Origin of the sequence: Paraburkholderia nemoris, assembly GCF_905221015.1 — a bacterium.
Taxonomy (GTDB): Bacteria; Pseudomonadota; Gammaproteobacteria; order Burkholderiales; family Burkholderiaceae; genus Paraburkholderia; species Paraburkholderia nemoris.
Genome location: NZ_CAJNBO010000010.1, coordinates 146968 through 173524, shown reverse-complemented (window position 1 = coordinate 173524; position 26557 = coordinate 146968). Strand labels below are relative to the sequence as shown.

The following is a 26557-nucleotide window of genomic DNA, read 5'->3' as shown; positions in this document are numbered from 1 at the left end:
GTGCTTTCCATGGAGACAGGCGTTGCATTCCGAGCCGAGACAACCGAACACCCCCGTCGCGCACGACAACGCGCCGGCGCATTACCGCGCGACGACGATCGGCGCATCATCGTTGCACGCACAACGGCACGGCGACACGTGGTATTTGCGCGCTGCCGAGCCGCTCGGCGAACACCCGCAACGTTTGACCGACCGGCTCGCAAGCGGCGCGCGCGAGCACCCGGGGCGCTGGCTGGCGGCGCGACGCGGCAGTGACGGTCAATGGATCGGCCTGAGCTACGCGAAGGCGCTGCAAAGTGCTCGCGCGATTGGACAAGCGCTGCTGGCGCGCGATCTTTCCGTTGAGCGTCCAGTCGTGATTCTCTCGGGCAACGATCTCGAACACCTGCAACTGGCGCTCGGCGCGATGTGGGCCGGCATTCCGTATGCGGCGATCTCCCCGGCGTATGCGCTCGCTTCCGGCGACTTCGGCAAGCTGCGCCATACGATCGATCTGCTGACGCCGGGTCTGGTCTTCGCAACAGGCTACGACGCCTTTGCGAGGGCGATCGATGCCGTGGTGCCAGCCGACGTCGAGGTCGTCGCTGCAACAGGACCCAAAGAGCCGCAGGCGGCGCGCAGCGTGACTTCATTCAGCGCCCTGCTGAATAGAACGCCGACCACAGTCGATTCCGTTCAGGCGGCGCTGAGCCCGGACGCCATCGCCAAGTTTCTGTTTACGTCGGGCTCGACCAAACTACCGAAGGCCGTGCCGACCACGCACCGCATGCTGTGCAGCAACCAGCAGATGCTGCTCGAAACGTTTCCTGAGTTCGCGAACGTGCCGCCGGTGCTGGTTGACTGGTTGCCGTGGAATCACACCTTCGGCGGCAGCCATAACGCGGGCATCGCGCTCTACAACGGCGGCACGCTGTATATCGACGATGGCAAGCCGGTCAACGGCAAGTTCGAAGAAACGCTGCGCAACCTGCGTGAAATCGCACCGACGATCTACTTCAACGTGCCGAAGGGTTGGGAAGAACTGGCCATCGCGCTGGAGCAGGACGCTCAATTACGTGAGACGTTTTTCTCGCGCGTGAAGGTGTATTTCTTTGCGGGCGCGGGGCTCTCGCAGGCGGCGTGGGACCGGCTCGAACGCGTCACCGAACAATATTGCGGCGAGCGCATTCGCATCATGGCCGGACTCGGCATGACCGAGACCTCGCCGTCCTGCCTGTTCACCACGGGGCCGATCATGCGCGCCGGCTACGTCGGCTCACCGGCACCTGGCTGCGAGGTCAAACTTGCACCGGTCGGCGACAAACTCGAAGCGCGCTATCGCGGACCGCATGTGATGGCCGGCTATTGGCGCGCGAATTCCGCGGAATTGGACAACGCCTTCGACGAAGAAGGTTACTTTTGCAGCGGCGACGCGTTGCGCTTTGTCGATGTCGAACGGCCGGAACTCGGGCTGTTGTTCGACGGGCGCATCGCTGAAGACTTCAAGCTGAGTTCGGGCACCTTCGTTAGCGTCGGCCCGATGCGCGCTCGCGTGATCTCCGAAGGCGCGCCGTATGTGCAGGACGTGGTGGTCGCCGGGATGAATCGCGATGACGTGGGTTTGCTGGTATTTCCGCGGCTCGACGATTGCCGGCGGCTGGCAGGTTTGCCTTTGTCTGCCAGCGCGCGCGAGGTGATCGAAGCCCCCGTTGTGCGTGCCCATTTTGCGGCCTTACTGGCGACGCTCAATCGCGGTGCGACTGGCAGCGCGACGACGATCGCCCGTATCCGGCTCATGGACGTCGCCCCTTCGCTCGATCTCGGCGAGATCACCGATAAAGGATCGATCAATCAGCGCGCGGTGCTGACACATCGGGCGGCGCTCGTCGACGCGATGTACGACGCGGCACAGTGCGACCCCGCCGTGATTTACGCGGCCGCGTGTGGCGCGACGTAAGGCGCGCATCGTTCGCCGACTCTGGGTCTCTGGTCGCACGGCAAAGGCGCTTCGCCGTATACAATTCGGCAGCGCCTGATTTTTGCCCAATACCGACCTGATCCCATCCATGCCGAATCCGACCCGGGCCTTTCTTCTCGGCCCGCTCCTGAAAGGCGTTTCACGCTCCTTCTATCTCACCCTGCGCGTGCTGCCCGCCGGGATGCGCGATCCGATCGGCCTCGCGTACCTGCTCGCGCGCGCGGCCGACACGATTGCCGACACGTCGCTGATCTCGCCCGAGCAACGCCTTGCAATGCTGCTGTCGCTGCGCGACCAGGTCAACGGCGCCCCGAACGACGGCGCGCTGTTCCAGCGCATGGCCACTGAAGTAGCGGGCCAACAGATCCAGTCCGATGAAAAGGTCCTGCTCGAATCGCTAGGGCCCGCGCTCGAGGTGCTGTCGCAACTGCGCGAGTCCGACCGCAAAGCCGTACGCGAGATCGTGTCGACGCTGACCGAGGGCATGGAATTCGACCTTCGCACGTTCCCCGACGAACGTTCCGGCCAGATCGCCGCGCTCTGCGAGTACGACGAACTCGACCGCTATACCTACCTGGTGGCCGGCTGCGTCGGCGAATTCTGGACCACCATGACCTACGCGCACATGCGCGGCACGCTGAAAGAGCGGCCTGAAATCATGGCGCGCCGCGGCGTGCGTTTCGGCAAAGCGCTGCAGATGACCAACGTGCTGCGCGATTGCGGCAAGGATCTGCGGATCGGCCGCTGCTACCTTCCGCAGACGATGCTCGACCAACACGCGCTGAGCGCGCAGGACCTCCTGCAGCCGGCAAATTCTATTCGCGCCCGGCCGCTGATGGTCGAACTCGTGCGCAAGTCGCTCGATCATTTTCGCGAGGCGTTGGACTACACGCTCGCGATTCCCGCGTTTTCCGTGCGTTTGCGTCTAGCCTGCTTGTGGCCGATTCTGATTGGCCTGGATACGCTGCTGTTGCTGGTGGATAACAATGACTGGCTCGACCCGGCCAAGGTCTCTAAAGTCCGGCGCAATCAGGTGTATCAGATCATTGCGTCTTCACTGCTGCTGGTGCCTTCGAATGGTCTGGTGCGCGCATCGGTTGAAAAGCGGATCAAGCAAATCGAAGCTCGACTCTGAGCGTGGGGCGCGATGTATTTAATGTGGATTCAGCCATGCCGCATAGCCGATTCACGCGGCATTGCCTTTCAACTTAATCCGCATCATTGAATCGCCACCAATCGGGAAACCCCTAGCATCCTGCATTGATGGTTCGCGTTAGTCTCTTCAAAAGAGGAGACGATTCATGAGACAAGCGTTCAATATTGCAGTGGTGTTGTTGCTTGGCTATTTGATGGCAGATAGAGCGCTGATGCGCGCGCAAGCCGGAGAGATGGGGACAATTACGTGCCACCAGGGCGCGGAGCTGGTCAAAGCGAATGCGTTGAAAAAGGGTTTCGGTGACGCCGGGGCCAGCAGCCAGGGTGAAAATTTCCTGTCGAGCTGTCTCGTCACGGGTCGTGGCCAGGTGGGCGATCTGATTGCTCGCGAATAACGCAAGCAGGCTGGCGCCGGTGAGGCTCAGGCCAGACGTAGCACCAGATAAACAAAAAGCGCCCAGACCGTGAAGGTCCAGGCGAAGTCATCGGGAGCCCGATGACGGAGGTATCGAATACAGAACTGGCCCGCGATCGGGGATACTCGGTCGCGGGCCAGTTCGTTTGAATCAAAGCGTGCGGCTGTGTTGCGGACTTCGCGGTCGATCAGTGCAAACGGCGTGGCCTCTGCTTCGTTACGCTGGACGGCTCAGCCGCCTGCCCGGTTGCCAACTCAGTTACCAGCTTAGTTGCCGAAATAAATCGACTTCGGACCGTTCGCCGGAACCGCGCGGCCCGACTGCGACGAGCCATTCACCACGCCGCCGTAACTGCTTTCCGCGGCTTGTGCGGTACCGTTTTGCTGGGCGACACGGGCTTGTGCAGCCTGGATGTCAGCCGGGTAGTACGGGTCGGAACGGCCCGGCTGGTAGCCGGCCTTTTCGAGTTGAATCAGTTGCGCGCGGACTTCGGCGCGGGTCACGGGCTGGTTGGACTGCGCAAACGAGGCAACAGGAGCGGCCAGCACAGCGGCGACAACAACAGCTTGAATGAGCGATTTCATGATGAACTACCTCCAGTTCGGTCTTTATCTTGCTACGAGCGGTGTTGTTCGTAGTCAGTGATTGCATTGTAGTTTTGCGATCTGGCCGGAGTAATCGTCAATTCAGGTAATGTTTGTTGCGAGATTTGCAATAAAAGAAGAGGGTTCGGTTGACGCACTCTCGTGCGCGCGGCTTGCTAGGACCGCGATGCCGTAATTGGGGCGCCGTCTTGCGGAGCCTTCGCGAGGACCTTCGAGGACTGCGTGAGCCGCGTGAACGCCTGGCCGGTGCGCGCTTCGCGATCATCGCGGGCTTGATAGAAGTCTCTGCTGAGCCACTGGCCAAACCGCATCATCGCGGAGCCGAGCGCGCTCTTTAGCCGAACCCACCCCGTTTCGGTAAGTGCGAGGTGCGAAGCGGACTCCACCACGTCCGCGGCCAACTTATCCAACTCTGCGTGTAAAAAGTCCGCGAAATGATGGAGTCCGTGCTGATTGCCGTTCGACGATTTCCTTTCGAGCTCTACATGCTCCGCAATCAGCGATTGATTGGTCACGCGAATAAAACGTGGCGTATCGGTCCGGGCAATTCCCGTTGAGCGGATTGCGAGTCCGACGCTTGCCGCAGCTTGTGTGCGATTGCCGAGCGGCGCAAGCTCCCACTTGTCACAGAGGTATTTCAGCAGACTGCAATGATCGAATTGCGTATTGCACACGCCCGGGTCGCACCATGGGGAGACGAGAATGGCGGGAACCCGTACACCGAGCTGGGTGAAGTCGAAGCTGTCCGTGTGTTCGTCGGGCGCCATTGCATTCGACGGTGGATGCACGTGGTCGAAAAAGCCGCCATGCTCGTCGTACAGGATGACTAACAGTGTGCGTTCCCACAATGCCTGATTGGAGCGCAGCGCATTGTAGGTGTCGGCGATCAGCTTCTCCGCCTTCATGATGTTGTGCGGTGGATGGTCGTCGTTCTGTGCTTCGCCGAAGTATTTCGGCTCGATGAGCACGAACTCGGGAAACTCGTTCGCGGGGCCGGCTGCGTCGTCGAAGAACGTGTCGAACCGCCGGTAATTGGCGAGGTTTTTCGCTCGACGCTGGTTTTTCAATAGCAGCGACGCGGGAAAATCGTAGAAGTAGATCTTCCACGTTTTCTCCTTGTCATTGAGGCGGTCGAAAATCGTGTCCTGGTTCTGCTCGGTGTACCACCTCGGATTCAGGGCGTCGATCCCTACTGGCATCCCCACTTCGCCCATCGACGTACCCGTCAGCGCGAAATAACGGTTCGGCCAGGTTGGACCGGGTAACGATGCGAACCACTTGTCGCACACCGTGAATTGCTCGCCCAGCGTGTGTAGTGCCGGGAGAAAGCCGCGCGGGTAATAGCCCATGATGTCTTGCCGCGCGGCAAGGGTGCTTTTCGGGTAGTCCTTCGCGAACGATCGAACGAAGCCGCCGTTGTCTCCCGCGATCTGGGCCAGCACGGCCTCGTATCCGTGGTCCGGATCGTGGCGCATCTGCCGCTCTTGTGTGACCTGAGGGAAGAAGGTGTGGCCTTCGCCGTCGTCGTTGGACTTCGACGCGGCGTTGCGTATTCCATCCAGGCCGGTGTGTACTTCGTCGAGACAGCCGAGCATCTGATCGAAGGAATGATTTTCCATCAGCAGCAGAACGACGTGTTCGATCCGATCCTTCGGCACATTCGCTGCATTCGACGTGTTTGCCTCGCTTGCTGCTTTGCCGTCTTGGACGTCACTCATATTCATCGCTCCAGCAGGGGATTGGATGGATTCTTCGTGCGTACTGCCGTGTCAGCTCGCTCAGGTGATGCCAGCGTTGCAAACGTAGCGCAAAACGCGCCGTCGCGAAAGCGTGTCGTGCTTCGCCTCGTTATGCTTAATGAGTGAAAAGCGAAATAAAAAAAGGCGCCGACGGCGCCTTTTTTCTTTTTACGGCTTGACGGTCAACTCAAACCGCTGCGGGCCGCCACTTCAACAGCCGCTGTTCGACCGCGGTCAACAGATAGTCCGCAGCCAGCGCGACCACAGCCAGCACGATCATCGCCGCGAACACGCCGCTTGCGTTGAACGCGCCTTGCGCAGTGGAGATCAAGAGGCCGATACCTTGCTTCGAGCCGAGGAATTCGCCCACCACCGCGCCGACCAGCGCAAAGCCGAAGCTCACGTGCAAGCTGGCGAGAATCCAGCTCAACGCCGACGGGATCACCACCGAGGTCGTCACCTGACGGCGCGACGCACCCAGAATCTGCGCATTCGCGATCATGTAGCGGTCCGCTTCACGCACACCCTGGAACGCATTCGCAAACACGACGAAGAACACCATCACCACTGCCAGCGCCACCTTCGAAGCCATGCCAAGACCGAGCGCAATCACGAATACCGAGCCGAGCACCACGCGCGGAATCGAGTTGGCGATCTTGATGTAGAGGCTGAATACATCGGAGAGCAGCTTGTTGCGCCCGAGCACGATGCCGCAGAACACGCCCGCCACCGAACCGATAATGAAGCCGAGCCCGGTTTCTTCGAGCGTGACCCACACCTGCGTCAGGAGCGGTCCTTGCGACGTGCCGTTCACGAACCAGTCGATGATCTGATCGAAAATCGCGCTCGGCATCGAGAAGAAGAACGGATCGATCCACTTCAGGCGCGCGGACAATTCCCATCCGCCGAGCACAACCACCAGCACGACAATACGCAGCGTGATCACCAGCGCATGACGTTGGCGGATACGTTTTTGCGCGACGCGTTCGACTTGCGCGAGCGACGCGGGATCGATGCCCGAAGGCATCGTCTGTTGAGGAGTTGTAGACATGTTTGCCGTTCCTTGGGTTATCCGATCTGCACTTCTTCGCGCAGGTCGTGCCAGATGTCGCGCGAGATTTCGATAAAGCGTGGGTCGTAGCGAACTTCCGACGTGACGCGCGGACGCGGCAGATCGATTTCGTACACCTTCTTCAACGTCGCCGGACGCGCGGTCAGCACGAACACGCGATCCGCAAGCGCAATCGCTTCTTCCAGATCGTGCGTGACGAACACCACCGAACCGGCGCCGCCCCACAGTTGCAGCAGTTCGTCCTGCATCAGCGTGCGCGTTTGCATGTCGAGCGCCGAGAAGGGCTCGTCCATCAGCAGGATTTCCGGCTTGTTGATGAAGGTTTGCGCCAGCGCCACGCGCTTTCTCATGCCGCCGGACAGTTGATGCGGATAGTGCTTGCCGAACTTGTCGAGGCCCACGCGGCGCAGCCATTCGTTGGCTTCGTCGTACGCGGCGGATTTCGAGCGGCCGCGATAGAGCGGGCCGGCCGCGACGTTGTCGATGACCGAGCGCCACGGAAACACGGCGTCCGCCTGAAACACGAAACCGATGCGCGGATCGATGCCGTCCACCGGTGCGCCCATTACGCGCACTTCGCCGGTGGTGGGCTTCAGCAAGCCGGTGATCATGCTGAGCGTGGTCGACTTGCCGCAACCCGTTGGGCCGACAACCGCGACGAATTCGCCACGCGCCACCGACATGCTGAAGTCGCGCAACGCGATCGTCGCTTTGCCATCCGGAGAGATGAAACGGCACGATACGTTGCGCATCTCGATGGCGGGCGTATCGCGTGACAGAGGTTGATTCATCGGCTGGTGCCTCGCAGTTCTCTTGATGTTGAAAGGGCGTGACGCAGAGGGCGTTACTTCGCCGCGGTCTTGACCGTTGCCGACACGTAGTCGTTGCTATAGGTCTTGGCGAGGTCGATGTGCTTGCCCTTCACCGAAGGATTGAACGCCGACAGCACCTTCAGGACAGTGTCCGGGCCGTCGGCGGGCATCTTGCCGTCCTTCGTGAACATCGGCAGCGATGCTTTCAGCGCGCCGACGTACAGGTCCTTGTTGTTGCCGTAGTAGTCCTTCGGCATCTTCGCGGCGATCTCTTCCGCGCTATGCGTTGCGATGAAGTTCAGCGTCTTCGCGAATGCGTGTGAGAGCTTCGTGGCGTCATCCTTGTGCGACTCGGCCCACGCGCGCTGCACGTAGAAGCTCGAAGCCGGATACGTGCCGCCCAGCGCGGCGCGGGTGCCTTCCAGCGTGCGCATGTCGACCAGCACCTTGGCGTCGCCGGTCTTAAGCAGTTGCGAGACGGTCGGCTCGGTGGTCATGCCCGCGTCGATGCGGTTCTGCTTGATGGCGGCGATAAAGCTGTTGTCCGCGCCAACCGGCAGCAGCGTGTATTGCGTGGACGGCACGCCCGCGCGCTGCGCGAGGTATTGCGTGAGGAAGCTGGTCGACGAGCCGAGGCCGGTCACGCCCAGCGTCTTGCCCTTCGAGTCGGCCATGCTTTTGAAGGTCTCTGCCGACTTGGTGGCGACCATTTCCACTTCACCCGGCACCTGGCCGAAAATCACCAGCGCCTGGACTTCCTTGCCCTTGCTCTGCAGGTCGATGGTGTGGTCGTAGAAGCCCACCACGCCTTGCACCGCGCCCGCTAGCAGTTCGTTTTCCGCGTCCACGCCGGCCGGCTGCGAGAGGATTTCGACGTCGAGGCCTTCGTCCTTGAAGTAGCCGAGTTGCTCGGTCAGCTTGGCCGGCAGATAGATGATCTTGGTGGCGCCGCCGACCATGATCGTCAGCTTCTCCGCGTGAGCCGCGGCCGAAGCGGCGGCAAGGGTAAACGCAACACCTGACACGGCGGCAATCTGGCGCAAGGTACGCATGAAGCAGTCTCCTGAGGTTTAGTCGCCGCCCTGTGCGGATGCGGCGCTTTCTGGATGAATGACGGGGATTATAGAAATCTGAAACCTTCTGGCAGCTTTCGGGGCTGCGAGCAAATCATGGGTGTTAACCCGAAAATCCTCCGTAATCTTCGGGGCGCCCCCTGGCAAACCCCATAACGTGGGCCACAAAGCACCCAAGCCGCGCGCAAAGCCCTTGTTTTACGGCACAATCGGCGTCCTGACTTTTGCCGCGCATTGAGTTGCCTAATTCGCCGTTCTCCCCATGAAGCTGCTGCTCATCGAAGACAACCCCACGCTGGCGCACTGGCTCGCGAAGATGCTGGAGCAGGAGGCGTTCGCGCTCGACGCCGTGCAGGACGGCGACGCCGCCGACCGCTTGCTGCGCACCAATCACTACGACGTGATCCTGCTCGACCTGAATCTGCCGAAGCTGTCGGGCAAGAACGTGCTGCGCCGTTTGCGCCAGCGGGGTGACGCCACGCCCGTGCTGATCCTCACGGCGAGCGGTTCGATCGACGAAAAAGTCGAACTGCTCGGCGCCGGTGCGGACGATTACCTGGTCAAGCCTTTCGAAGTGCGCGAGCTGATCGCGCGCATCAAGGTGGCGATCCGCCGCCAGTCGCCCTCGAAGGCAAGCGAGGTGGTGTGCGGCGATCTCGCGTTCGACATCGACACGCGCCAGTTCACGCTGAAGGGCGCGCCGCTGAACGTGACGCCGCGCGAGCGTTCGGTGCTCGAAACGCTGATCCTGCGTTTGGGCAAGACCGTCACGAAGCCGGCCCTGGTCGACGCGATCTTCACGCTCGCGGACGAGCCGAGCGAGGACGCGGTCGAAATCTACATTTCGCGGCTGCGTAAGAAACTCGACGGCAGTTCGGCCGCGATCGTCACGTTGCGCGGGTTGGGCTATCTGCTGCGCAAGAAAGAAGATGACCAATAGCCTGCGCATGCGCCTGCTGTGGTGGCTGCTGGTGCCGCTCGCGTTGTACGTGTTCGTCACCGGCAAAGCGGAATACGACAACGCGCGGCGCACGGCGGACCTGGTGCAGGACAACCAGCTTATCTCGTCGGCGCGGATGATCGCCGGCGAAGTGGAATGGGTGGACGGTTTTCTGCGCGTGGATGTGCCGCCCGCCGCACTTGAAGTGTTCGTGTCGCCCTATCGCGATCAGGTGTTCTACAGCGTGCGGGTCGACGATGGCCGCCTGCTGGCGGGCACGCCGGATTTTCCGCAGCGCGCGGTGCTTTCGCCCGACACGGCCGATCACTACGACACCCAACTCCATGGCCAGCCTGTACGCGCGGTCGGTCTCGTCCGCCTGATGTACGACAACGGTGCGACGCGCCGCGTACGGGTGACGGTGGGCAAGACAGTGCGCTCGCGTGACGCGATGGCGCAGCAATTGTGGCAACCGCAACTCGTGCGGCAGATCGAGATGATCGTGCTGGCGGTCGCGCTGGCCTGCATCGGCCTCACCTTCGAATTGCGGCCGCTGATGAAAGTGAAGGAAGAGGTCGCCGACCGCGATCCCATGCAACTCGAGCCGATTCGCGTCGAGCGCCTGCATACGGAGTTGCGGCCGATCGTCGAAGCGATCAATCAATGCATCGCGCGGCTCGGCGTGCAGGTGGCCGCTCAGCGGCGTTTTATCGCCGACGCCGCGCACCAGTTGCGCACGCCGCTCACGCTGCTCGGCACGCAGTTGCAGTTCGCGCGCCAGCAGGACGGCCTGAATCCCGCGCTCGACGAGGCACTCGCCGCGATGCACCGCAGTAATCGTTCGATGGTCGGACTCACTAACAAGCTGCTGTTGCTCGCGCAGGCCGAGGCGGCCGACAACAAGCAACTGGCGGTGGAAACGGTCGATCTGGTGCCGCTGGCGATGGAAGTGGTGGAAGATCTGGCGTTGCTCGCGCAGGCCCGGGACATCGATCTGGGCGCGGAACTGAACGGCCCCGCGCCGGTGGCAGGGCATCGTGGCCTGCTTCAGGCGCTCATCGCCAATCTCGCGGAAAACGCGATCCGCTATACCGGCAGTGGCGGCCACGTTACGGTGGCGGTCAGCGCTGAAGCCGATACAGTCATTGTGACGGTGCTGGACGATGGTCCCGGCATTCCAGCCGAATCGCGTACTCGCGTGTTCGAGCCGTTCTTTCGGGCGTCGACAGATACTGAAGGGACCGGGCTGGGCCTCGCCATCGTGCGTGAAATCGCGGACGCGCATCACGGGGAGATCGTGCTCAAACCGGGTGAGGGCGGCAAAGGCGTGCACGTGACCGTCTCGTTTCCGCGTACGTCGACGGAAGGATCTCAGGCTGGTTAGATCGGTCGCGTCAGATCGGCGGCTTCAACAGTACTCGGGACAAACCCGCAATCGGTACAGGAAACGCGTGATCGAAAGCCTGTAGAAGGATTTGTACCCCTAGAATTTGAGGCAGGCGATTCATCGAACGCCCACCGCGCACGCGGGATATAGCGGAGACATCCAGTAGAGAGGAACGACGAATCGTGTTTTCAGGCAGTCTGCGCGGACGCTTGCTGTGGTGGCTCCTGCTGCCGCTGGCGGCGTTCGTTTCCATTTCCGGCATGATTTCGTATCGCAACGCGCAGACCACCGCCGACCTGGTTCAGGACAACGCGTTGTTATCGTCGATGCGCATCATTGGCGAGGACATCGACTGGGATAACGGCAACGTGTCGATCCAGATTCCGCCGGCCGCGCTCGAACTGTTCGAATCACCGGAACAGGACAGCGTGTTCTATCGGGTCGAAGCGAGCGGCCACCGGCTGCTCGCCGGCAGTCCCGACTTGCCGGTGCCGCCCGGTGCCGGCGACGTTCCCATGCTGTACTCCACGCATCTCGAGGACGGCCGTGCCGTGCGCGCCGCTACCTACGTGCGGCAGCTATACGACTCGGGCCGCACCGAAGAAGTCGTCGTTGCGGTCGCGAAAACGGAGGGTTCGCGCGACGCCATGGTGTGGCGCCTTTTGCGGCCGCAACTGTTTGGCGAGGTGCTCACACTGGTGCTCGCGATGGTGTTCGTCTATCTCGGGCTGACCTTCGAATTGCGGCCCTTGATGAAGGTGAAAGACGACGTCGCCGATCGTAACGCGTCGCAACTTGAACCGATACGCGTGGCGCGCTTGCACGTCGAATTAAGACCGATCGTCGAGGCGATCAACCAGTGCATCGCGCGCATGGGCCAGCAGGCCGCGACGCAGCGGCAATTCATCTCCGACGCGGCGCATCAGCTGCGTACGCCTCTCGCGCTGCTGGTGGCGCAGATCCAGTTCGCGAGGCAACGTGAGAATCGGGACGCGCCGCTCAGCGAAGCACTGGCCGGCATGCACAAAAGCAGCCGCAAGCTGACCACCTTGACCAACAAACTGTTGCTGCTCGCTCAGGCCGAATCCGCCGCGCCCTCCAGTACGCGCGAGCGGGTCGATCTGAGCGCGTTGATCGCGGGGGTGCTGGAGGAGTTGATAGCGTTCGCGCAGTCGCGTGAAATCGATCTGGGCGCCGAGCTGGAAGACGGTCTATACGTGACCGGCGACGAGGCGCTGACCGCGGCGCTGGTGACCAATCTCGTCGACAACGCGCTGCGCTATACGCAAGCCGGTGGCCGCGTCACCGTGCACACGCAGCGCGGTAATGACAGGGCGATCGTGCGGGTGATCGACAATGGGCCGGGTATTAAAGCCGAAGCGCGGGTGCGCGTGTTCGAGCGTTTCTATCGCGCGTCGAGCCACGCTGACGGAACCGGCCTCGGTTTGCCGATTGTGCGCGAGATCGCCCGCCGGCAAGGCGGCACGGTTACGCTCGAGCCGGGAGAGGGCGGTGTCGGCCTGGTCGCCACCGTCGAGATGCGACTATGGTCGGCGGCGGTGTGATGCGCCGCCAAATCAGGGGAAATCGATGAAACTGCTGCTCGTTGAAGACGACGCTGACCTCGCGCGCTGGGTAATGAACCTGATGCAGGTCGAGAATTTCGTGGTTGACTGGGCGCAGGACGGCGAGCGTGCGGAAACGCTGCTCGGCATGCAGTGCTACGACGCAGTGTTGCTCGATCTGCGCTTGCCCGGCATTGGCGGCAAGGACGTGCTGGCGCGTCTACGACGCAAACGCGACAACGTGCCGGTGCTGATGCTCACCGCCAACGGCTCGACCGACGATAAAGTGGCCTGTTTCTCGGCCGGCGCGGACGACTACGTGGTCAAACCTTTCGACGCGCGCGAGCTGGTGGCGCGCATCAAGGCGCTGATCCGCCGTCAGGCGGCCGGCGATAAGGGCCAGTCGATCGACTGCGGCGATCTGCGCTATCTGTTCGATTCCCGAGAATTCGTCTTGCAAGACGAGCCCTTGCCGTTACGGCGGCGCGAACACGCCATCCTCGAAACGCTGATGCTGAAGCAGGGCAAGACCGTCTCGAAGTCCACCCTGATGGACAAGGTATTCACGCTCGACGACGAACCCAGCGCCGATGCCATCGACATTTACATTCACCGCCTGCGCAAGCATCTGGCGAGTTCCAGCGCGAAGATCATGACCTTGCGTGGGCTTGGCTACATCCTGCGCGAAGAAGTGTCGTGCGAAGCGTTTGCCGAGTCGTTATAGCGCACCAGATCAGTCCTTAAGGATTTCTTAAGGTTCGCACAAGACGCCTCTTGACCGCCCATTTCGCTGCCGCGATCCGGCCGTTTCGTCGGCATCTTCCGTAAGGTCTTCCTAAGGTTCCCCACTGCATTATTCGCCGCATCGAGCGAGCGCAAGCGCGCCTGCTCGCAACGTCGAATTAAATGCCTATTGATGGGAGAACCCGCTTGCTAGAGACCTCGACTTATCGCGTTGCCACGATGCGCAACAAAGTGCCCGAGGCAACACTTGTCTTCTGGGCAATCAAGATCATGGCGACTACCGTCGGCGAGACCGGCGCGGACTATCTGGCCGTGCACGTCGGGCTCGGCACCGCGCTCACCGGCGGGATGATGCTCACGTTGCTGATTGCCGCATTGGCCGTGCAGCTTCGCATGCGCAAGTACGTGCCGTGGATTTACTGGCTGACCGTGGTGCTGGTCAGTGTGGTCGGCACGCAGATTACCGATGCGCTGACCGACAAGCTTGGCATCAGTCTCTATGCCAGCACGATCGCGTTTTCCCTCGCGCTGGCCGTGGTGTTCGCGCTCTGGTACCGCAGTGAGCGAACACTCTCGATTCACACCATCTATACGACGCGGCGGGAGCTTTTCTATTGGGCCGCTGTGTTGTTCACTTTCGCGCTGGGCACCGCGGCCGGTGATCTCGCCACAGAAGCGCTGGGGCTCGGCTTCATGATCGGTGTGGTGGCATTCGGCGCGCTAATCGCATTGGTGTGCGCCATCTACTACGTCGGCGCGAATCCGGTGCTGACGTTCTGGCTTGCCTACATTTTGACGCGGCCGTTGGGCGCTTCGTTCGGCGATCTGCTCTCGCAGTCGCGCGCATACGGCGGTCTCGGCCTCGGCACGATCAATACGAGCGTGCTCTTTCTGAGTGCCATCGTCGTGCTGGTCGTCTTCGCGAGTGCAGTCGAACAGCGCTCCACGCGTGCTATAGCCACGCGTGAACCTTGAGCGCGCGTCGCGCGACAAGTCGTAGACGCAGCTTTTTTAAATCGCATATTGAATCAAACGGAAGAGCACAAACATGAACCAACGCACGCTCAACAAAGCCGTCATCGCTTCTTTCATTGCGCTCTCCGCCATCAGCTTCGGGCATCGCGAGGCGGGTGGGATCGGCTTTCCGTCGGCCGAGGCGGCTGAGCCCGTCAAGGCGTCGAAGCTCGGCGACCTCTCGCCGTTCCGCAAGATCGCCGCCGACACCGCGGTACTCGTCGACCAAGGCAATCTCGCCGGCGGTAAGGCGCGCATCAAGGATCTGGAACTCGCATGGGACGACGCAGAGCCTTCGCTGAAGCCTCGAGCCGCAGCTGACTGGCACACCGTCGACAAAGCGATCGACCGCGCGCTGAGCGCGTTACGCGCCGGCACGCCGAACGCAGCGGAATGCAAGCAGGCGCTCGCCGATCTGCTGGCGATGATGGATCGAATGAACGGAAAGGCCTGACGCGCCGAAGGGCACGAGCGATCGCCGAAGCCACCTGTGAAACGTCTGTTCGCCGCTGAATCTATACGGTATGCAAAATAATTATTACCGCTGATTCAGCAAGTTGAAAGCTCGTGGTCGCACAGTGGCAGGCGCTCGTTCACCTGGTCAAGAACGCCCGCTTTTTTCCAGGCCATATATCGAAGATAACAAGTCTGCTGCGGCGGAAAAGTCGCCGGCAGCCTGTGCCACTTTTCCTTCGTCTGCTGAACCCAGAGTATCGCGTTGAGGATCTCGCGATCACTGCGACGGGGCCGCCCGCGACCTGACGAAACCTCGGGAAAAAGACTCTGAACACGCGCCCAATCGGCGTCGGTGAGGGGAATCTGAAGCATTTGCCGCCTTGAATGACTGTGTGGGGAATGCGCAGTCGTTACATGCTGCGTTTGGTGCCGATACTAGTAAATCTTTTTTTCTCGGTCAAATTTTATTGTTGCGGTGCGAAGCCTTCATTCATCGCTTGTTGTTTAGCGACATTATTCACAATGCATGACATGGTTTCCCCGTTTGAAGCGATCGACTTGTGGTAATCGGCGCGTTCAGCCTCTTGTGCGTTGCTCCCGTAACGTCGATGCGAAACGCTACGTAACACCCGCGCTCATACAACCGTTTGCAGATTGAAATTACGCGTCGCCAGGTTTGATCGAATGGCCGTAAACCATTGAACTAAAGGGCTTGTTGGCCAGGGCTATGGATAGGTCGCGCATTGAACGTGCAGCTTGGCACGACATGTGCATGCGTTAGCCAGGTTAAAAAATTGTGCCTACGCCATGCTATCGCTCGACTATGAAAAGCCTGTATCGCTCGCTACGATGTTCGGCACGCGTAACGCTTGCGTTGAACAGACCAATTGGGACGACTCGCGCGACGATGCCATGGCGCTGAGCGAACTCGAAAGCCGTGTCCGCCAGGGTCTGTACGCGGGTGAGTTTCATCTCGTGTTTCAGGGGGCTTATCGCGCGGCAGGCGGCGCGCTGGCGCGCCTCGAAGCGCAGGTTCGATGGACGCATCCCGACTACGGGTTGCTGCTTCCCGGTATTTTCATGATGCCGCTCGAGCACCCGCAAGTCGCGCGGGAGATGGCCTTGTTCGTCATCGATGGTGTGTGCCGTGAGCTGCGCGATTGCCTCGCGTCGAAGATGGTGTTGCTGCCGGTTGCGATCACGGTGCCGGCGCAAGTAGCCGTGCTCGAATCGTTTGCCGACGACCTCACGCGCATCGCGCGATCGTATGGCGTGCCGGGCAACCTGCTTGAAATCGAAGTGCCCGATAGCGCAGATGCTGTACGTCTCTTGTCTTTGCGTACCTTGACGACCGGCCTGCGGGCTGCGGGAACCGGCATCTCGCTGGGCAAGTGGGGCAATGGCGCGTCTTCGCTCGCACTGCTCGGCGCACTCGATGTGGACACGGTCACGATCGCGCCTGAGTTGATGGCAGCGCTTCCACGTGATCCTCGTGCCTGCGTAGTGACGTCGGCGTTGCTGGATCTGCTTCATGCGCTCGACGTGCAGGTCGTGGTGAACGGCGTCGAGACCAAAGCACAGTTGCAATGGTTGAGCGCGTCATGGCCACAGGCGTTGGTGCAAGGCTTTCTGTTCTCTCGCCCGAAGGCCGGGCTCGCCAGTGTGTTGGCGCCAAGCCACGAATCGTGATCACGGCAGAGGACGTTACGTAACGTCCTGCGTGCAATGTCGTTGAGGCGAGCACGCGCTGCTCGCGGAAATTTGGCAACGGGCGCTATCGTCTGCTTCCATCGGCGACTGCCTATAGGCGGTCAAAGATACTCATCACCATCCTCGCGCGGTTAAATAATGGTGCGTTGCAAAAGATGCGCTCGACTGCGTTCGTAGCATAAACATCTCATTGAAACGCACGTGTGATCCTGGCGAACAAGCCGTTCTTCGCGATCCATTCTGCGTAGGCACGATAGTCGGGATCGTTCATCAGATGCCGCTCCTCGGTTTTAGCGCGCATGAAATACAGCAGATTGACGCACGCCAGCGCGAAGCAGTGCGTGAGCGCGACTTGCCAGCCCATGGGTTCGATGAACGGCACGGAGACCATCCAGAACGAGAGATTCTTCGTGATGTAGGCGGGATGCTTCGTGAAGCGATAAGGGCCCGACGTGATGATGCCGCGATTGGTCAGGTTCGAAAACCGCAATCCGAATGCGATAGTGGAAAGCGCGTAGCAGAAGACCAGCGCGATAATCACAGTGCCCCAGATGATTCGGATGATGGGCATGGATATCAGCCAGCTGTCCCAGAACATCGCGCCCTGGTAGTGCATGTACTGGGCCGAGATCACCGACCAGAACGGCTGATAACAGAGAAGTGCAACCAGCCAGCCGAGCGTGGTCGGCTCCGCGCTGCGCACGTGGGTATCGAGAATGCGCAGTGTGCACAGATAACCCACCGTGCCGAACATCAGATCCATCGTGAAGGACAGGTCGTACATGAACCTGAACGTTGCAAGCGAGAACGGTGCGTTCATGGCGGTCGCAAGCGATGCGCCGATATGGTCCGCATCGGTGGAAAGATAGGTGATCATCAGCGGCAGGAAGAACGCTTTCACCATCCATCCGGCGAGCATTTCACGCACCGGCTTCCAGTTACCTGGGCGCTGCCCGAGGAATACGAGGCGGCCCCACAACATATAGGCATCGTCGACTTCGCGTTGACGCCTGTCCATCCACGCAAAGTAAAACGGCGCGGCCACGATCAGATACGGTGCGAGCGTACGGATCAGAGACCAGAAGGGGTTATAGAACGTGCCGTGATATTCGGGCAGCAGCCAGTAGAGCACGCCGATGCCGACATACACGGAAGCTAGCGCGGCAAGACGCAAACCCACACGCGCGATGCTGAGCGGTCTAACCGCCTGACCCGTAAGTCCCGCGCTTGGGCGTAGATACACGCGTGCGACGAACAGTTCGTATAGGGCGATCGTTGCGATGATCGCGAGGCAGGCGGCGGTGCTGCGGCGCGCGCCATCCAGCGCAGTACTGTCGCGTAGCAGCCAGAGCGTCAGAAGGCCGACGGCGATGCCAAGCAGGCCGACGGAAAACGGCGTCGCCGAACGCGGCCGCTGCTCCTGCACGTGCGCCACGTTATCCAGAGTGGAGTTCATGTCATCCTCGTAGTCATGACATTGATAGCGGCCGGGCTTTTGATTTTTTAAGTCCCGGCCGCTGTGCTGATTACCGCTTATTTACCTGCGACGCCACCCAGCAATCCGGTGACAAGGTTCGTCACCGGCGCCAGCGGATTCGTGCTGGACGAACCACTCCCGGCACTGCCCGCGCCACCGGTCAGGCCGCTCACGATGCCAGTGACCGGCGCGAGCGGCGAGGCCTTGCCGGATGATGCGCCGCTCAGCGTCGAAGTCAGCGTCGTAACGAGACCGGTGACAGGCGCGAGCGGTGAGTTTTGGCCCGCAGCGCCACCCAGCGTCGAGGTCAACGTCGTGACAAGACCCGTGACCGGTGCAAGCGGACCGCCGCCGGCGCCTGAAGTGCCGCCGAGCGAACCCAGGTTGCCGAGAAGTCCGGTGACCGGTGCGAGCGGACCACCGCCGGTGCTGGAGGTGCCGCCGAGCGAACTCAGGCCGCCGAGGAGTCCGGTGATCGGCGCGAGCGGATTACCGCTGCTACCGGTCCCACCGAGCGAGCCGAGGTTGCCGATCAGACCCGTCAGCGGCGGGATGCTGAGGCCGCCACCCGATCCGCCCGATCCACCCAGTCCGCCGAGCGGGCCCACCAGGCCGGCGATCGGCGCCAGCGGGTTGGTCGTTGCGCCCGTCAGCAGTCCGCCCGTGCTCGTGACTGTCTTGCCCAACTGGCTCACTACACCGCCGACATCTTTACCCACCTGATCACCCGTCGCACCGGACACTTTCTGACCGGCCGAATCGAGTCCGTTGCCGATGGTGCTCAGCAAGCCGTTGAGCGGCGCGCCGAGACCCGTGGTGTTGCCGATGGTCTGCGTCGTATTCGAAACGACGAGCGTGATCGGGTTGATGACCGTGCTCAGCTGGGTCTCGACCTGTTGAACCGGCGAACTGGTCAGCGCCGAGTTCAGTCCCGCGCCCACTTTGACCACGCCGGCGCCCACACCGGCGACCACGGTACCTACCGTCGACGTGACGGGTGCGAGCGGCGCAAGCGGCCCGGTTCCGAGGCTCGTCACGACACCGCCGACCGCCGTGACGGCCGCGCCTGCATTAGTAACGAGACCCGATGTGGAGGTCAGGGTCGGGCCAAGCGGATTGGTCGAACTGCCGAGCGTGCCGAGGCCTGCCGCCGTGCCGTTGCCGAGTACCTTGACGCCGTTGCCGAGATCGGTGATCGCGGCGCCGAGATTCGCAGTCGTTGCGCCGTTGACGCCAGGGACTGAAGTGCCGGTGATCTTGGAACCCGTATCAGCGACGGTCGTGCCCACGGCAGTGATGAGGTTGCCGCCTTGCGTGACGACGTTGCCGATAGGAGTGGAGGAGGTGCCTGAGGTGCCGGAGCTCGTGCCAGAGCTGGTGCCGGAGCTCGTACCGGAGCTGGTGCCGGAACTCGTACCGGAGCTGGTGCCGGAGCTGGTGCCGGAGCTCGTACCGGAGCTGGTGCCGGAGCTCGTGCCGGAGCTCGTACCGGAGCTGGTGCCGGAGCTGGTGCCGGAGCTGGTACCGGAACTCGTACCGGAGCTCGTTCCAGAGCTCGTACCAGAGCTCGTACCAGAGCTCGTACCAGAGCTCGTACCGGAGCTGCTGGAACCGGAGCTGCTGGAACCGGAGCTACCCGAAGTGCCCGAGCTAGAACCGGAGCTACCCGAGCTACCCGAACTGCCCGAACTCCCCGAGCTAGAACCCGAAGTGCCGCCTAGCCCACCGCCGCCAAGCCCCGTTTTGGGCGTACCGATATTACTGGTTCCACAACCGTAGAGCGCGAGTAATGCTGATGTCGCAACAGCGATGGCTGTCCGACCGGCGAATCTTTGCATGATGATGGTCCCCGTTGAACGACTATTGGTGGGGCCAACACTGCAAGTTGCACGCCAAATGCGAGTTATGGCTTCATCTCAACGATTCGGCGCATATATGGTTGAACAATCTATGATATGAAGAATTTATCGCGCCATAAACGCGATTCTGCTTAAAGACGCGATGCCGTGTTCCACGTGCATGCTACGTAACGTGTCCGCCGGGCGTAACGGCGCGCCGCCGTCGCTAAACATCGCAGCGACTCGCGCCCTCAATTACGCCCCGCGCCGATTAAAACGCAGCGGTGTAAATCGCCAACGCATCGGCCTCAGTAACAGGCCGGGGGTTGTTCACCAGAAGCCGCGTTTGCAGCATCGCGTCGCTCGCCATCCGTTCGAGCCCGCTACGTTCGATGCCGACATCGCGCAACCTGGCCGGAATCGCGGTCGCGGCAATCATCTGTTCGAGCCGTTCGATTAACGCCAGCGTCCGGCTTTCGGCGCTGCCCGTGATATCCGGCAGGACCACGTCCGCGAGTTCCGCGTACAGATGCGCCGCCGCCTCGGCGTTGAACCGCAACACGTGCGGCAGCACGAGCGCATTCGAAAGACCGTGCGGGACGTGATAAATGCCACCGATCGGATACGCGAGCGCATGCACCGCAGCGACCGGTGAATTAGCGAAGGCCTGGCCAGCGAACGCCGCGCCGAGCAGCATCGCTTCGCGCGCCGCGCGGTTCTGGCCGTTCTCGCACGCGGGCAACAGATTACGCGACAGAAGTTCGAGCGCCTTCACCGCCAGCATGTCGGACACCGGGTTTTTCAAATGCGCGGACGTGTACGCCTCGATCGCGTGAACCATCGCGTCGACGCCGGTTGCAGCCGTCGCGGCAACCGGCAGCCCGAGCGTGAGTTCCGCGTCGAGAATCGCCAGGTCGGCGACCAGTTGCGGCGCGACCACGCCCATCTTCTTCGCCTCGCCCACCGTCACGATCGATACGGCCGTGACTTCGGAGCCGGTGCCCGCGGTGGTCGGCATCTGCACGAGCGGCAGGCGCGACACCGCCACCTTGTTCACGCCGTACATCTCGCTGAGTGCTTGTTGATCCTGCGGTGCCAGTACGGCAATCAACTTGGCCACATCCATCGAGGAGCCGCCGCCGAGTCCCAGCACGATCTCAGCGCCGGACTCACGCGCGCGCGAGGTCGCTTCGAGCACGATGTGCTCTGGCGGATCGGCGATCACGTCGTCGATCACGGTGGCATCCCAGCCGTGTGCCGCGAGATCGGCGAGCGCCGGATTCAGCAGTCCACTCTGGTGAAGAAACCCATCCGTCACCACACACAGGCGTGTAAGCGACGGAAATTGTGCGCGCAGCAAAGCGCCGAGACGGCGCGCTGCGCCAAATTCGACGACCATTGTCGGCACGGTTTGAAACCGGAATGCGTTCATCTTTTCACCTGCAGGTCGGTGCTGGCGATTGATTGCGCCAGCAAGATCGGTACTTCCAACGTTCGGAGTCCGGACTCCACCATTCGCTATCGCGGGTGGATAGGCAGACATCAGTTGTACCAGATTCGGATCGCTTTGCTCCAGGCACCAGGCTCCAGGTGTCGAGATCCGCTTAACTTTGTTTTTCAAGCTCGACCGCGGCGCGAGTCTCGCCACGTCGCTGGGTTGAGGCAGGCGCGACGACGTCGTACGAAGCCGCATGCCGGCATGCGTGAGTGGCGCGGGTCCAGTTGATCCGCGTTTTTTTGTTGTGCGAATTTGCATCTATGCAAAATTCTCGCGCATAAAAACCGTGACGAAGTTTCTTAAAGTAAGCACGGGAAATTTTTTTCGCAATTTGATTTCGGATCAAATTCTTTAGAATTTGAATCAGAGCGCGGGTCAGGCTTGTCTGGTGTTTTGAAGCGACGTTGACCTTTCCGGAGGGTGCAATGGGTAGCCTGGATTCGCATGATATGTCGAGGGCGGATTGGGATTGGATACTGCGGGCATCTGAATTCACGCAACTGTGCATCGTTGTCGACGGGAGCATTCCGACTTCGGTAGCACACGCGCTGGCGCAGCGTTTCACCGCCGTGTCTCAGGTCTCGATGCTGCGAATTCCCGAGCCTGTATCTCTGCATCGAGCATGGATCGAATCCAGCGAACACGAGACATTCTCCGGCGCTACGGCGACGGGGGACGCCGCAAAATCGATGCGGCAGTTATCCCGGGCCGTACAGCTGTTGCTGTGGTCCAGCGCGCCGGAAGAGCTGGATTGGCTCGGCGGTGTTCACGGGCAGCCCGTCTTGCACATGCGCTATCGAATCGATATGAACGAGGCGTCGGCAGTACGGATCGGGGTCGAGCGAGTCTTTGCTGTTCTCCGCGCAGCAGTCCTACGCAACGTAGCGACCGGTTATTGACCACATCGGGTGTATGGCCCGCAGGTTCACTGCTAAGCCCTTATGGAGCATGTCATGGATACATCCGCAAGTGCGAGCGCCAGTCTTCTTTCTCAGCCGAAGAAGACCAGCTTCTATCTCACCATATTTGCAGCGACTATCGGAAACGCTTTGGAATGGTTTGATATCCTGATTTATGGATTTTTCGCCACGACCATTGCGAAGACGTTCTTTCCGGTATCCAGTCCTGCGGTATCGCTGTTGGTCACGCTTGGCACTTTCGGTATTTCCTATCTTGTGCGACCGATTGGTGCTCTCGCACTTGGTTCCTACGCTGACCGGCACGGTCGGAAAGCGTCGATGCTGGTGTCAATCATGCTGATGATGGTCGGCACACTCACGATCGCCGTCATGCCGGGATACGCGTCAATCGGCATGGCTGCACCTATCGCCGTGCTTGCTGCCCGGCTGCTGCAGGGCTTTTCCGCAGGCGGCGAGTTTGGCAGTACGACCGCGTTTCTGGTTGAGCAGGCGCCGCACAGAAGCGGCTTTATGGCGAGCTTCCAGTTCGCGAGTCAGGGACTCAGTTATCTACTGGCCGCAGCGTTCGGCGCGGTGCTGACCAGCACCCTGGACACGGCATCCATGGAGTCATGGGGCTGGCGCGTTCCGTTTTTCTTTGGAATTCTGATCGGGCCAATCGGACTGTACCTTCGCAGGCAGATGAAGGAGGAGCATGACCTTCATAACCTGGGCAAATCGCCTGTCGCGTGTACGCCTGTCAGGACTGTTTTCGCGCAACAGAAACTGCGCATGCTGCTCTCGATCGGCGTGTTGGCCGTGTCGACCGGCACGAGCTACGTGATTCTTTATATCCCGACCTATGCGGTCAAGCAGCTTCATATGCCGGCGAGCTTCGGATTCACCGCGACCGTGTTGACGGGTGCAATTCTGATGTTCGTACCGCCGTTCATCGGTCTCCTCTCCGATCGGGTGGGCCGAATTCGCTTGATGGCGGCCTCTGGCGTGATCTTCACGTTGTCGATCTACCCGGTGTTTGCCGCATTGATCCGTCATCCGAGCCTGGCCGCGTTAATGGCAATGATGGCGTGGATCGGTCTGCTGAAGGCCGTGTATTTTGGGGCGCTGCCCGCGTTGATGGCAGACGCCTTTCCGAAAGAAACACGCGCTACCGGTATGGCAGTCAGCTACAACATCGGTGTAACCGTCTTCGGCGGGTTCGCGCCGTTGATAGTTGATTCGCTAATTCAACTCACCGGCAACAAGCTTTCACCTGCGTTGTACCTGGCATTTCTCGGCGCACTGAGTCTTGTGGCCTTGTGGAAATGCAAAACCGCCTTGCGGTTGCGCTGAGCGTTGCGAACTGCTTCTCGACCTTATCAAGGTGCTAGCGGCGCACTTTGACGCCGAACGTCAATTGACCGTTGGCATTTAGCAGGAGTCGCATCGAACGGACTGCCGCGTCGGGATCGTTTCTATTTTTCTCAGCCTTCTCGAAGCACTGCCCGAAATCACAAAACTCAGTGCGGCGAGTACCCAGACTCCGGCGCCGCCATAGAGCATCACCCAGCCAAAGCCGTCTATTAGTGCGGCGTGAACGGCGGTGCCGGATGGGTCGAGTGTGGCTAGTGCAGGGATTCCCTGTCTGACCGCTTCGACGTCTCCCGCGGCGATCTTTTCCGCCAGCCGTCCGAGCGGCGCGGTGTCGAGCGTAGCAGGCAGTCTCGCCCGCAGATTGACGAGGATGCCGCCAACCAGGATCGCCCCCATCAAGGCGATGTTGATCGCAAGCGTAATCATGCGCGCGCTCATATCGATCCCGGATGCCATGCCCGCCCGCTCCGCCGGAACCGCACCGGTCGTCGTATTGGTGACAGGCGTGTTGGTGAGGCCGAGGCCGGCGCCGGCGAGGATGCAACCGGGCAGCATGGTCCACACGCCGGGATGCGGGGCGTGACTGCCGTATTTCATCAGCATGAAACCAAGGCCGATCGTAAACAGGCCTGCTGGTATCGCGATTCCTGATCCGTAACGCAGCGCAAGACGTTCACCGAGCGGCGGAAATAACAGTGTCGGCAGCGTGTATGCGAGCAGCGCAAGACCGGCGTTCACGCTGTCGTAGCCGAGACCGATCTGGAAATAGATCGGCAGATAGATCATGAACGGCCAGAAGCTGAAGTTCATGCCCGCGGAGCCCATCAACGCGCCTGAAAATTTCCGGATCCTGAATACGGAGAAGTCGAACATCGGGCGCGCACTGAGTCGCTCGGCGCATAGAAAAGCCACGAAGGCGACGACCGTTGCCACCAGAATCAGGATCGCGCGAAGACTCGCGAAACCAAGATCCGAACCCTGTGTGATGTAGTACGTGAGTCCAAATACCGCCAGCGAAAGCGTGACGATGCCGGCCACATCGAGCGTGTGCGCGTGCGGATCGCGCGACTCCTGGACGCCGCCGAAAACGAGCGTCAACGTGACGGCGGCAAGCAGCGCGTGAATCCAGAAGACCCATTGCCATCCCGACACCGCAACGATCATCCCGCCGATGATCGGTCCAAAACCAAGCCCGATGCCGAGAATAATGCCCCACGCGCTGAAGGCCCGGACACGTTCAGGTCCCTCGCTAAATTGATGCGAGAGCACAGCGACCTGGCATATCAGCATCGCGCCGCCACTCGCGCCTTGCAGTAGGCGCGCGACGATCAACGTCGGCACGCTCTGCGCGAAACCGCAGATCAGCGAGGTGAGGCCGAACAGCGCGATCCCGACGACGAAAATACGTCTGCGGCCGAAGCGGTCCGCCAGCGCGCCGGTTGCCATCAGCACAGTCGTCACGCCGAGTGTGTAGGCATTCATGATCCACTGCATGCCCTTGAAGTCGCCGTGCAGGACACGCTCGAGTGTCGGCAGGATCACGGGCACGCTAGAGATTTCAAGGCCGAACATCAGCGAAGCCAGGCACACGGCGCCCAACGCCAAGGTGTTCTTGCTGATGGAGAAGCGAGTGGTCGGTTGCGCGGCGTCGCTCGAAGAGGCGTCTGCTGCCCGCGTATCCGGCAAGCTTGATGGATGTTCTTCCGCGATAACCGCCTGGGAACCTTCGTCGTAGGACGGCGGCGCGTTTCTGGACCCGGACATAGGAATTCACCTCGATAGTCGATGGCTTTGGCCACCATGGACTGTGTAATATAGAGGGAATTTAAGTCCCGATTGACGCGAATAAATCCCGGAAATGCGTCCTTCAAGGAACCAATAAGGTAAGGGTGTGAGCGACATTCTCGACGGCGTGACAACGTTCGTGCGTGTGGTTGAGACGGGCAGTTTCGCGTTGGCTGCCGAGCGCATGGATCTCACACGCTCGGCGGTTGGCAAGGTCATCGTGCGGCTCGAAAAGCGTCTCGGCGTGCGTCTGCTCAATCGCACGACGCGCAGCCAGAGTCTCACCGAGGCCGGGCAAGCGTATTACGACCGCTGCGTGCGCGCGCTGGCTGAACTCGAAGCCGCCGAAGCCGATCTGGACTCGGGGCGCCGCGAACCGAAAGGGCGTCTGCGGGTGAGCGTGCCGCAGGCCTTCGGCCATCATTGCGTGGCGCCGGTGCTGCTTGGGCTTGCGCGCAGGCATCCGCAACTGAAGATCGACATTTCGGTCACGGACCGTTTTGTGGATGTCGTGGAAGAGGGCTTCGATCTCGTCGTTCGGATTGGTCCACTGGTCGATAGTGTGAGTCTCGCGGCGCGGCGGCTCGGTGTTCAGTACGCAAGCATTGGCGCCGCGCCGGCGTATCTCGCGCGCTGCGGCACGCCGGGCCGCGTGGCTGAATTCCACGGGCACACGATCATTGCTTACTCACGTAACGGGGTTATCGAGCCGTGGAATGTGCTCGATGTCGATGGGCAAATCCGCCGCGCGGATGTCGTGCCGCAGCTTAGCTTTGACGATATGCAGGGGATCGTGGATGCCGCGATTGCGGGCTTCGGGCTGGCGTGGCTACCAAGCTGGCTGCTCACGCGTTTTGAGGCAACAGGTCAGTTGCAGACCGTGATGGAGAACTGTTTTCGACCTTCACAGGAGATCAACGTCGTGTGGCCGAAGAGCCGGTATCTCGCGTTGAAGACGCGCTGCGCGATTGATGCGCTCGTTGCCGAGATTCCTGGGATGCTTGGAGCGCCCCCAGCGAACTGATGAGGAGGCGTGCCCCC

The 26557-nt window shown here is 61.1% G+C and carries 23 protein-coding genes; 13 read left to right on the top strand and 10 right to left on the bottom strand.

All coding sequences use genetic code 11. The features are described 5' to 3' along the window. Positions 1-22 precede the first annotated feature (22 nt). The 3 genes from KHO33_RS17500 to KHO33_RS17490 all read left to right on the top strand — a co-directional run bounded on the left by KHO33_RS17500 (position 23) and on the right by KHO33_RS17490 (position 3507). Complete coding sequence (locus KHO33_RS17500) at positions 23-1936, top strand: feruloyl-CoA synthase (RefSeq protein ID WP_200565365.1); 1914 nt, start codon at positions 23-25, stop codon at positions 1934-1936. Positions 1937-2045: 109 nt separating this feature from the next. Then, the gene (locus KHO33_RS17495) at positions 2046-3092 is read left to right on the top strand and encodes a phytoene/squalene synthase family protein (RefSeq protein ID WP_200565364.1); all 1047 of its coding nucleotides are present in this window, start codon (positions 2046-2048) and stop codon (positions 3090-3092) included. A 166-nt stretch (positions 3093-3258) separates the two neighbouring features. Next, positions 3259-3507 carry a hypothetical protein gene (locus KHO33_RS17490; RefSeq protein WP_093637584.1) on the top strand — a complete coding sequence of 83 codons (249 nt, stop codon included), beginning with the start codon at positions 3259-3261 and terminating at the stop codon, positions 3505-3507. Positions 3508-3794: 287 nt separating this feature from the next. On the opposite strand, the gene KHO33_RS17485 is transcribed toward KHO33_RS17490, so the two are convergent. The 5 genes from KHO33_RS17485 to KHO33_RS17465 all read right to left on the bottom strand — a co-directional run bounded on the left by KHO33_RS17485 (position 3795) and on the right by KHO33_RS17465 (position 8808). Beyond that, the gene (locus KHO33_RS17485; RefSeq protein WP_200565363.1) at positions 3795-4112 is read right to left on the bottom strand and encodes a DUF4148 domain-containing protein; all 318 of its coding nucleotides are present in this window, start codon (positions 4110-4112) and stop codon (positions 3795-3797) included. Positions 4113-4288: 176 nt separating this feature from the next. Next, the gene (locus KHO33_RS17480) at positions 4289-5851 is read right to left on the bottom strand and encodes an alkaline phosphatase family protein (protein ID WP_200565362.1); all 1563 of its coding nucleotides are present in this window, start codon (positions 5849-5851) and stop codon (positions 4289-4291) included. A 208-nt stretch (positions 5852-6059) separates the two neighbouring features. Further along, positions 6060-6923: an ABC transporter permease gene (locus KHO33_RS17475; RefSeq protein ID WP_054035533.1), complete on the bottom strand. Its 864-nt coding sequence runs from the start codon at positions 6921-6923 to the stop codon at positions 6060-6062. Positions 6924-6940: 17 nt separating this feature from the next. Then, entirely contained in the window at positions 6941-7735 is a 795-nt protein-coding gene (locus tag KHO33_RS17470) for an ABC transporter ATP-binding protein (protein WP_054035532.1), read from the bottom strand. A 53-nt stretch (positions 7736-7788) separates the two neighbouring features. Beyond that, on the bottom strand, positions 7789-8808 hold the full coding sequence (locus KHO33_RS17465; protein ID WP_054035531.1) for an ABC transporter substrate-binding protein: 1020 nt from the start codon (positions 8806-8808) through the stop codon (positions 7789-7791). 283 nt (positions 8809-9091) lie between these two features. Between KHO33_RS17465 and KHO33_RS17460 the strand changes: the two genes are divergently transcribed. The 6 genes from KHO33_RS17460 to KHO33_RS17435 all read left to right on the top strand — a co-directional run bounded on the left by KHO33_RS17460 (position 9092) and on the right by KHO33_RS17435 (position 14933). Continuing rightward, entirely contained in the window at positions 9092-9769 is a 678-nt protein-coding gene (locus KHO33_RS17460; protein WP_027778124.1) for a response regulator, read from the top strand. After that, positions 9759-11153: a sensor histidine kinase gene (locus KHO33_RS17455; RefSeq protein WP_200565361.1), complete on the top strand. Its 1395-nt coding sequence runs from the start codon at positions 9759-9761 to the stop codon at positions 11151-11153. Before KHO33_RS17460 ends, KHO33_RS17455 begins: the two co-directional genes overlap by 11 nt. 185 nt (positions 11154-11338) lie before the next feature. Beyond that, positions 11339-12721 carry a sensor histidine kinase gene (locus KHO33_RS17450; RefSeq protein WP_200565360.1) on the top strand — a complete coding sequence of 461 codons (1383 nt, stop codon included), beginning with the start codon at positions 11339-11341 and terminating at the stop codon, positions 12719-12721. A 25-nt stretch (positions 12722-12746) separates the two neighbouring features. Continuing rightward, on the top strand, positions 12747-13445 hold the full coding sequence (locus KHO33_RS17445) for a response regulator (protein ID WP_200565359.1): 699 nt from the start codon (positions 12747-12749) through the stop codon (positions 13443-13445). 239 nt (positions 13446-13684) lie between these two features. Further along, on the top strand, positions 13685-14440 hold the full coding sequence (locus tag KHO33_RS17440; protein WP_200565358.1) for a COG4705 family protein: 756 nt from the start codon (positions 13685-13687) through the stop codon (positions 14438-14440). A gap of 73 nt (positions 14441-14513) precedes the next feature. Next, the gene (locus KHO33_RS17435) at positions 14514-14933 is read left to right on the top strand and encodes a hypothetical protein (RefSeq protein ID WP_054035526.1); all 420 of its coding nucleotides are present in this window, start codon (positions 14514-14516) and stop codon (positions 14931-14933) included. Positions 14934-15028: 95 nt separating this feature from the next. On the opposite strand, the gene KHO33_RS17430 is transcribed toward KHO33_RS17435, so the two are convergent. Beyond that, the gene (locus KHO33_RS17430; RefSeq protein ID WP_054035525.1) at positions 15029-15307 is read right to left on the bottom strand and encodes a transposase; all 279 of its coding nucleotides are present in this window, start codon (positions 15305-15307) and stop codon (positions 15029-15031) included. A 435-nt stretch (positions 15308-15742) separates the two neighbouring features. Between KHO33_RS17430 and KHO33_RS17425 the strand changes: the two genes are divergently transcribed. After that, positions 15743-16624 (top strand): EAL domain-containing protein, encoded by an 882-nt coding sequence (locus KHO33_RS17425; protein ID WP_200565357.1) that lies wholly within the window; start codon positions 15743-15745, stop codon positions 16622-16624. 208 nt (positions 16625-16832) lie between these two features. On the opposite strand, the gene KHO33_RS17420 is transcribed toward KHO33_RS17425, so the two are convergent. From KHO33_RS17420 to KHO33_RS17410, 3 genes are all read right to left on the bottom strand, one after another. Continuing rightward, a complete protein-coding gene (locus KHO33_RS17420; RefSeq protein ID WP_200565356.1) occupies positions 16833-18101 on the bottom strand; it encodes an isoprenylcysteine carboxylmethyltransferase family protein in 1269 nt (422 codons plus the stop codon). A 77-nt stretch (positions 18102-18178) separates the two neighbouring features. Beyond that, complete coding sequence (locus KHO33_RS17415) at positions 18179-19960, bottom strand: collagen-like triple helix repeat-containing protein (protein ID WP_200565355.1); 1782 nt, start codon at positions 19958-19960, stop codon at positions 18179-18181. Between the two features lie 271 nt (positions 19961-20231). Continuing rightward, positions 20232-21392, bottom strand: coding sequence for an iron-containing alcohol dehydrogenase (locus KHO33_RS17410; RefSeq protein ID WP_200565354.1), 1161 nt, complete (start codon positions 21390-21392; stop codon positions 20232-20234). A 491-nt stretch (positions 21393-21883) separates the two neighbouring features. On the opposite strand from KHO33_RS17410, the gene KHO33_RS17405 reads away from it, so the two are divergent. Both KHO33_RS17405 and KHO33_RS17400 read left to right on the top strand, forming a co-directional pair. Further along, positions 21884-22357: a hypothetical protein gene (locus KHO33_RS17405; protein WP_200565353.1), complete on the top strand. Its 474-nt coding sequence runs from the start codon at positions 21884-21886 to the stop codon at positions 22355-22357. A gap of 54 nt (positions 22358-22411) precedes the next feature. After that, entirely contained in the window at positions 22412-23710 is a 1299-nt protein-coding gene (locus KHO33_RS17400) for an MFS transporter (protein WP_200565352.1), read from the top strand. A 78-nt stretch (positions 23711-23788) separates the two neighbouring features. On the opposite strand, the gene KHO33_RS17395 is transcribed toward KHO33_RS17400, so the two are convergent. Further along, a complete protein-coding gene (locus KHO33_RS17395; RefSeq protein ID WP_200565351.1) occupies positions 23789-25495 on the bottom strand; it encodes an MFS transporter in 1707 nt (568 codons plus the stop codon). 127 nt (positions 25496-25622) lie between these two features. On the opposite strand from KHO33_RS17395, the gene KHO33_RS17390 reads away from it, so the two are divergent. After that, on the top strand, positions 25623-26540 hold the full coding sequence (locus KHO33_RS17390) for a LysR family transcriptional regulator (protein ID WP_200565350.1): 918 nt from the start codon (positions 25623-25625) through the stop codon (positions 26538-26540). Positions 26541-26557 lie beyond the last annotated feature (17 nt).

Bases quoted from the DNA above. Each gene is read 5' to 3' on its own strand.
- KHO33_RS17495 (WP_200565364.1), top strand. From the start codon at position 2,046: ATGCCGAATCCGACCCGGGCCTTTCTTCTCGGCCCGCTCCTGAAAGGC.
- KHO33_RS17490 (WP_093637584.1), top strand. From the start codon at position 3,259: ATGAGACAAGCGTTCAATATTGCAGTGGTGTTGTTGCTTGGCTATTTG.
- KHO33_RS17485 (WP_200565363.1), bottom strand. From the start codon at position 4,112: ATGAAATCGCTCATTCAAGCTGTTGTTGTCGCCGCTGTGCTGGCCGCT.
- KHO33_RS17480 (WP_200565362.1), bottom strand. From the start codon at position 5,851: ATGAGTGACGTCCAAGACGGCAAAGCAGCAAGCGAGGCAAACACGTCG.
- KHO33_RS17475 (WP_054035533.1), bottom strand. From the start codon at position 6,923: ATGTCTACAACTCCTCAACAGACGATGCCTTCGGGCATCGATCCCGCG.
- KHO33_RS17470 (WP_054035532.1), bottom strand. From the start codon at position 7,735: ATGAATCAACCTCTGTCACGCGATACGCCCGCCATCGAGATGCGCAAC.
- KHO33_RS17465 (WP_054035531.1), bottom strand. From the start codon at position 8,808: ATGCGTACCTTGCGCCAGATTGCCGCCGTGTCAGGTGTTGCGTTTACC.
- KHO33_RS17460 (WP_027778124.1), top strand. From the start codon at position 9,092: ATGAAGCTGCTGCTCATCGAAGACAACCCCACGCTGGCGCACTGGCTC.
- KHO33_RS17455 (WP_200565361.1), top strand. From the start codon at position 9,759: ATGACCAATAGCCTGCGCATGCGCCTGCTGTGGTGGCTGCTGGTGCCG.
- KHO33_RS17445 (WP_200565359.1), top strand. From the start codon at position 12,747: ATGAAACTGCTGCTCGTTGAAGACGACGCTGACCTCGCGCGCTGGGTA.
- KHO33_RS17440 (WP_200565358.1), top strand. From the start codon at position 13,685: ATGCGCAACAAAGTGCCCGAGGCAACACTTGTCTTCTGGGCAATCAAG.
- KHO33_RS17435 (WP_054035526.1), top strand. From the start codon at position 14,514: ATGAACCAACGCACGCTCAACAAAGCCGTCATCGCTTCTTTCATTGCG.
- KHO33_RS17430 (WP_054035525.1), bottom strand. From the start codon at position 15,307: ATGCTTCAGATTCCCCTCACCGACGCCGATTGGGCGCGTGTTCAGAGT.
- KHO33_RS17425 (WP_200565357.1), top strand. From the start codon at position 15,743: ATGCTATCGCTCGACTATGAAAAGCCTGTATCGCTCGCTACGATGTTC.
- KHO33_RS17420 (WP_200565356.1), bottom strand. From the start codon at position 18,101: ATGAACTCCACTCTGGATAACGTGGCGCACGTGCAGGAGCAGCGGCCG.
- KHO33_RS17415 (WP_200565355.1), bottom strand. From the start codon at position 19,960: ATGCAAAGATTCGCCGGTCGGACAGCCATCGCTGTTGCGACATCAGCA.
- KHO33_RS17410 (WP_200565354.1), bottom strand. From the start codon at position 21,392: ATGAACGCATTCCGGTTTCAAACCGTGCCGACAATGGTCGTCGAATTT.
- KHO33_RS17405 (WP_200565353.1), top strand. From the start codon at position 21,884: ATGGGTAGCCTGGATTCGCATGATATGTCGAGGGCGGATTGGGATTGG.
- KHO33_RS17400 (WP_200565352.1), top strand. From the start codon at position 22,412: ATGGATACATCCGCAAGTGCGAGCGCCAGTCTTCTTTCTCAGCCGAAG.
- KHO33_RS17395 (WP_200565351.1), bottom strand. From the start codon at position 25,495: ATGTCCGGGTCCAGAAACGCGCCGCCGTCCTACGACGAAGGTTCCCAG.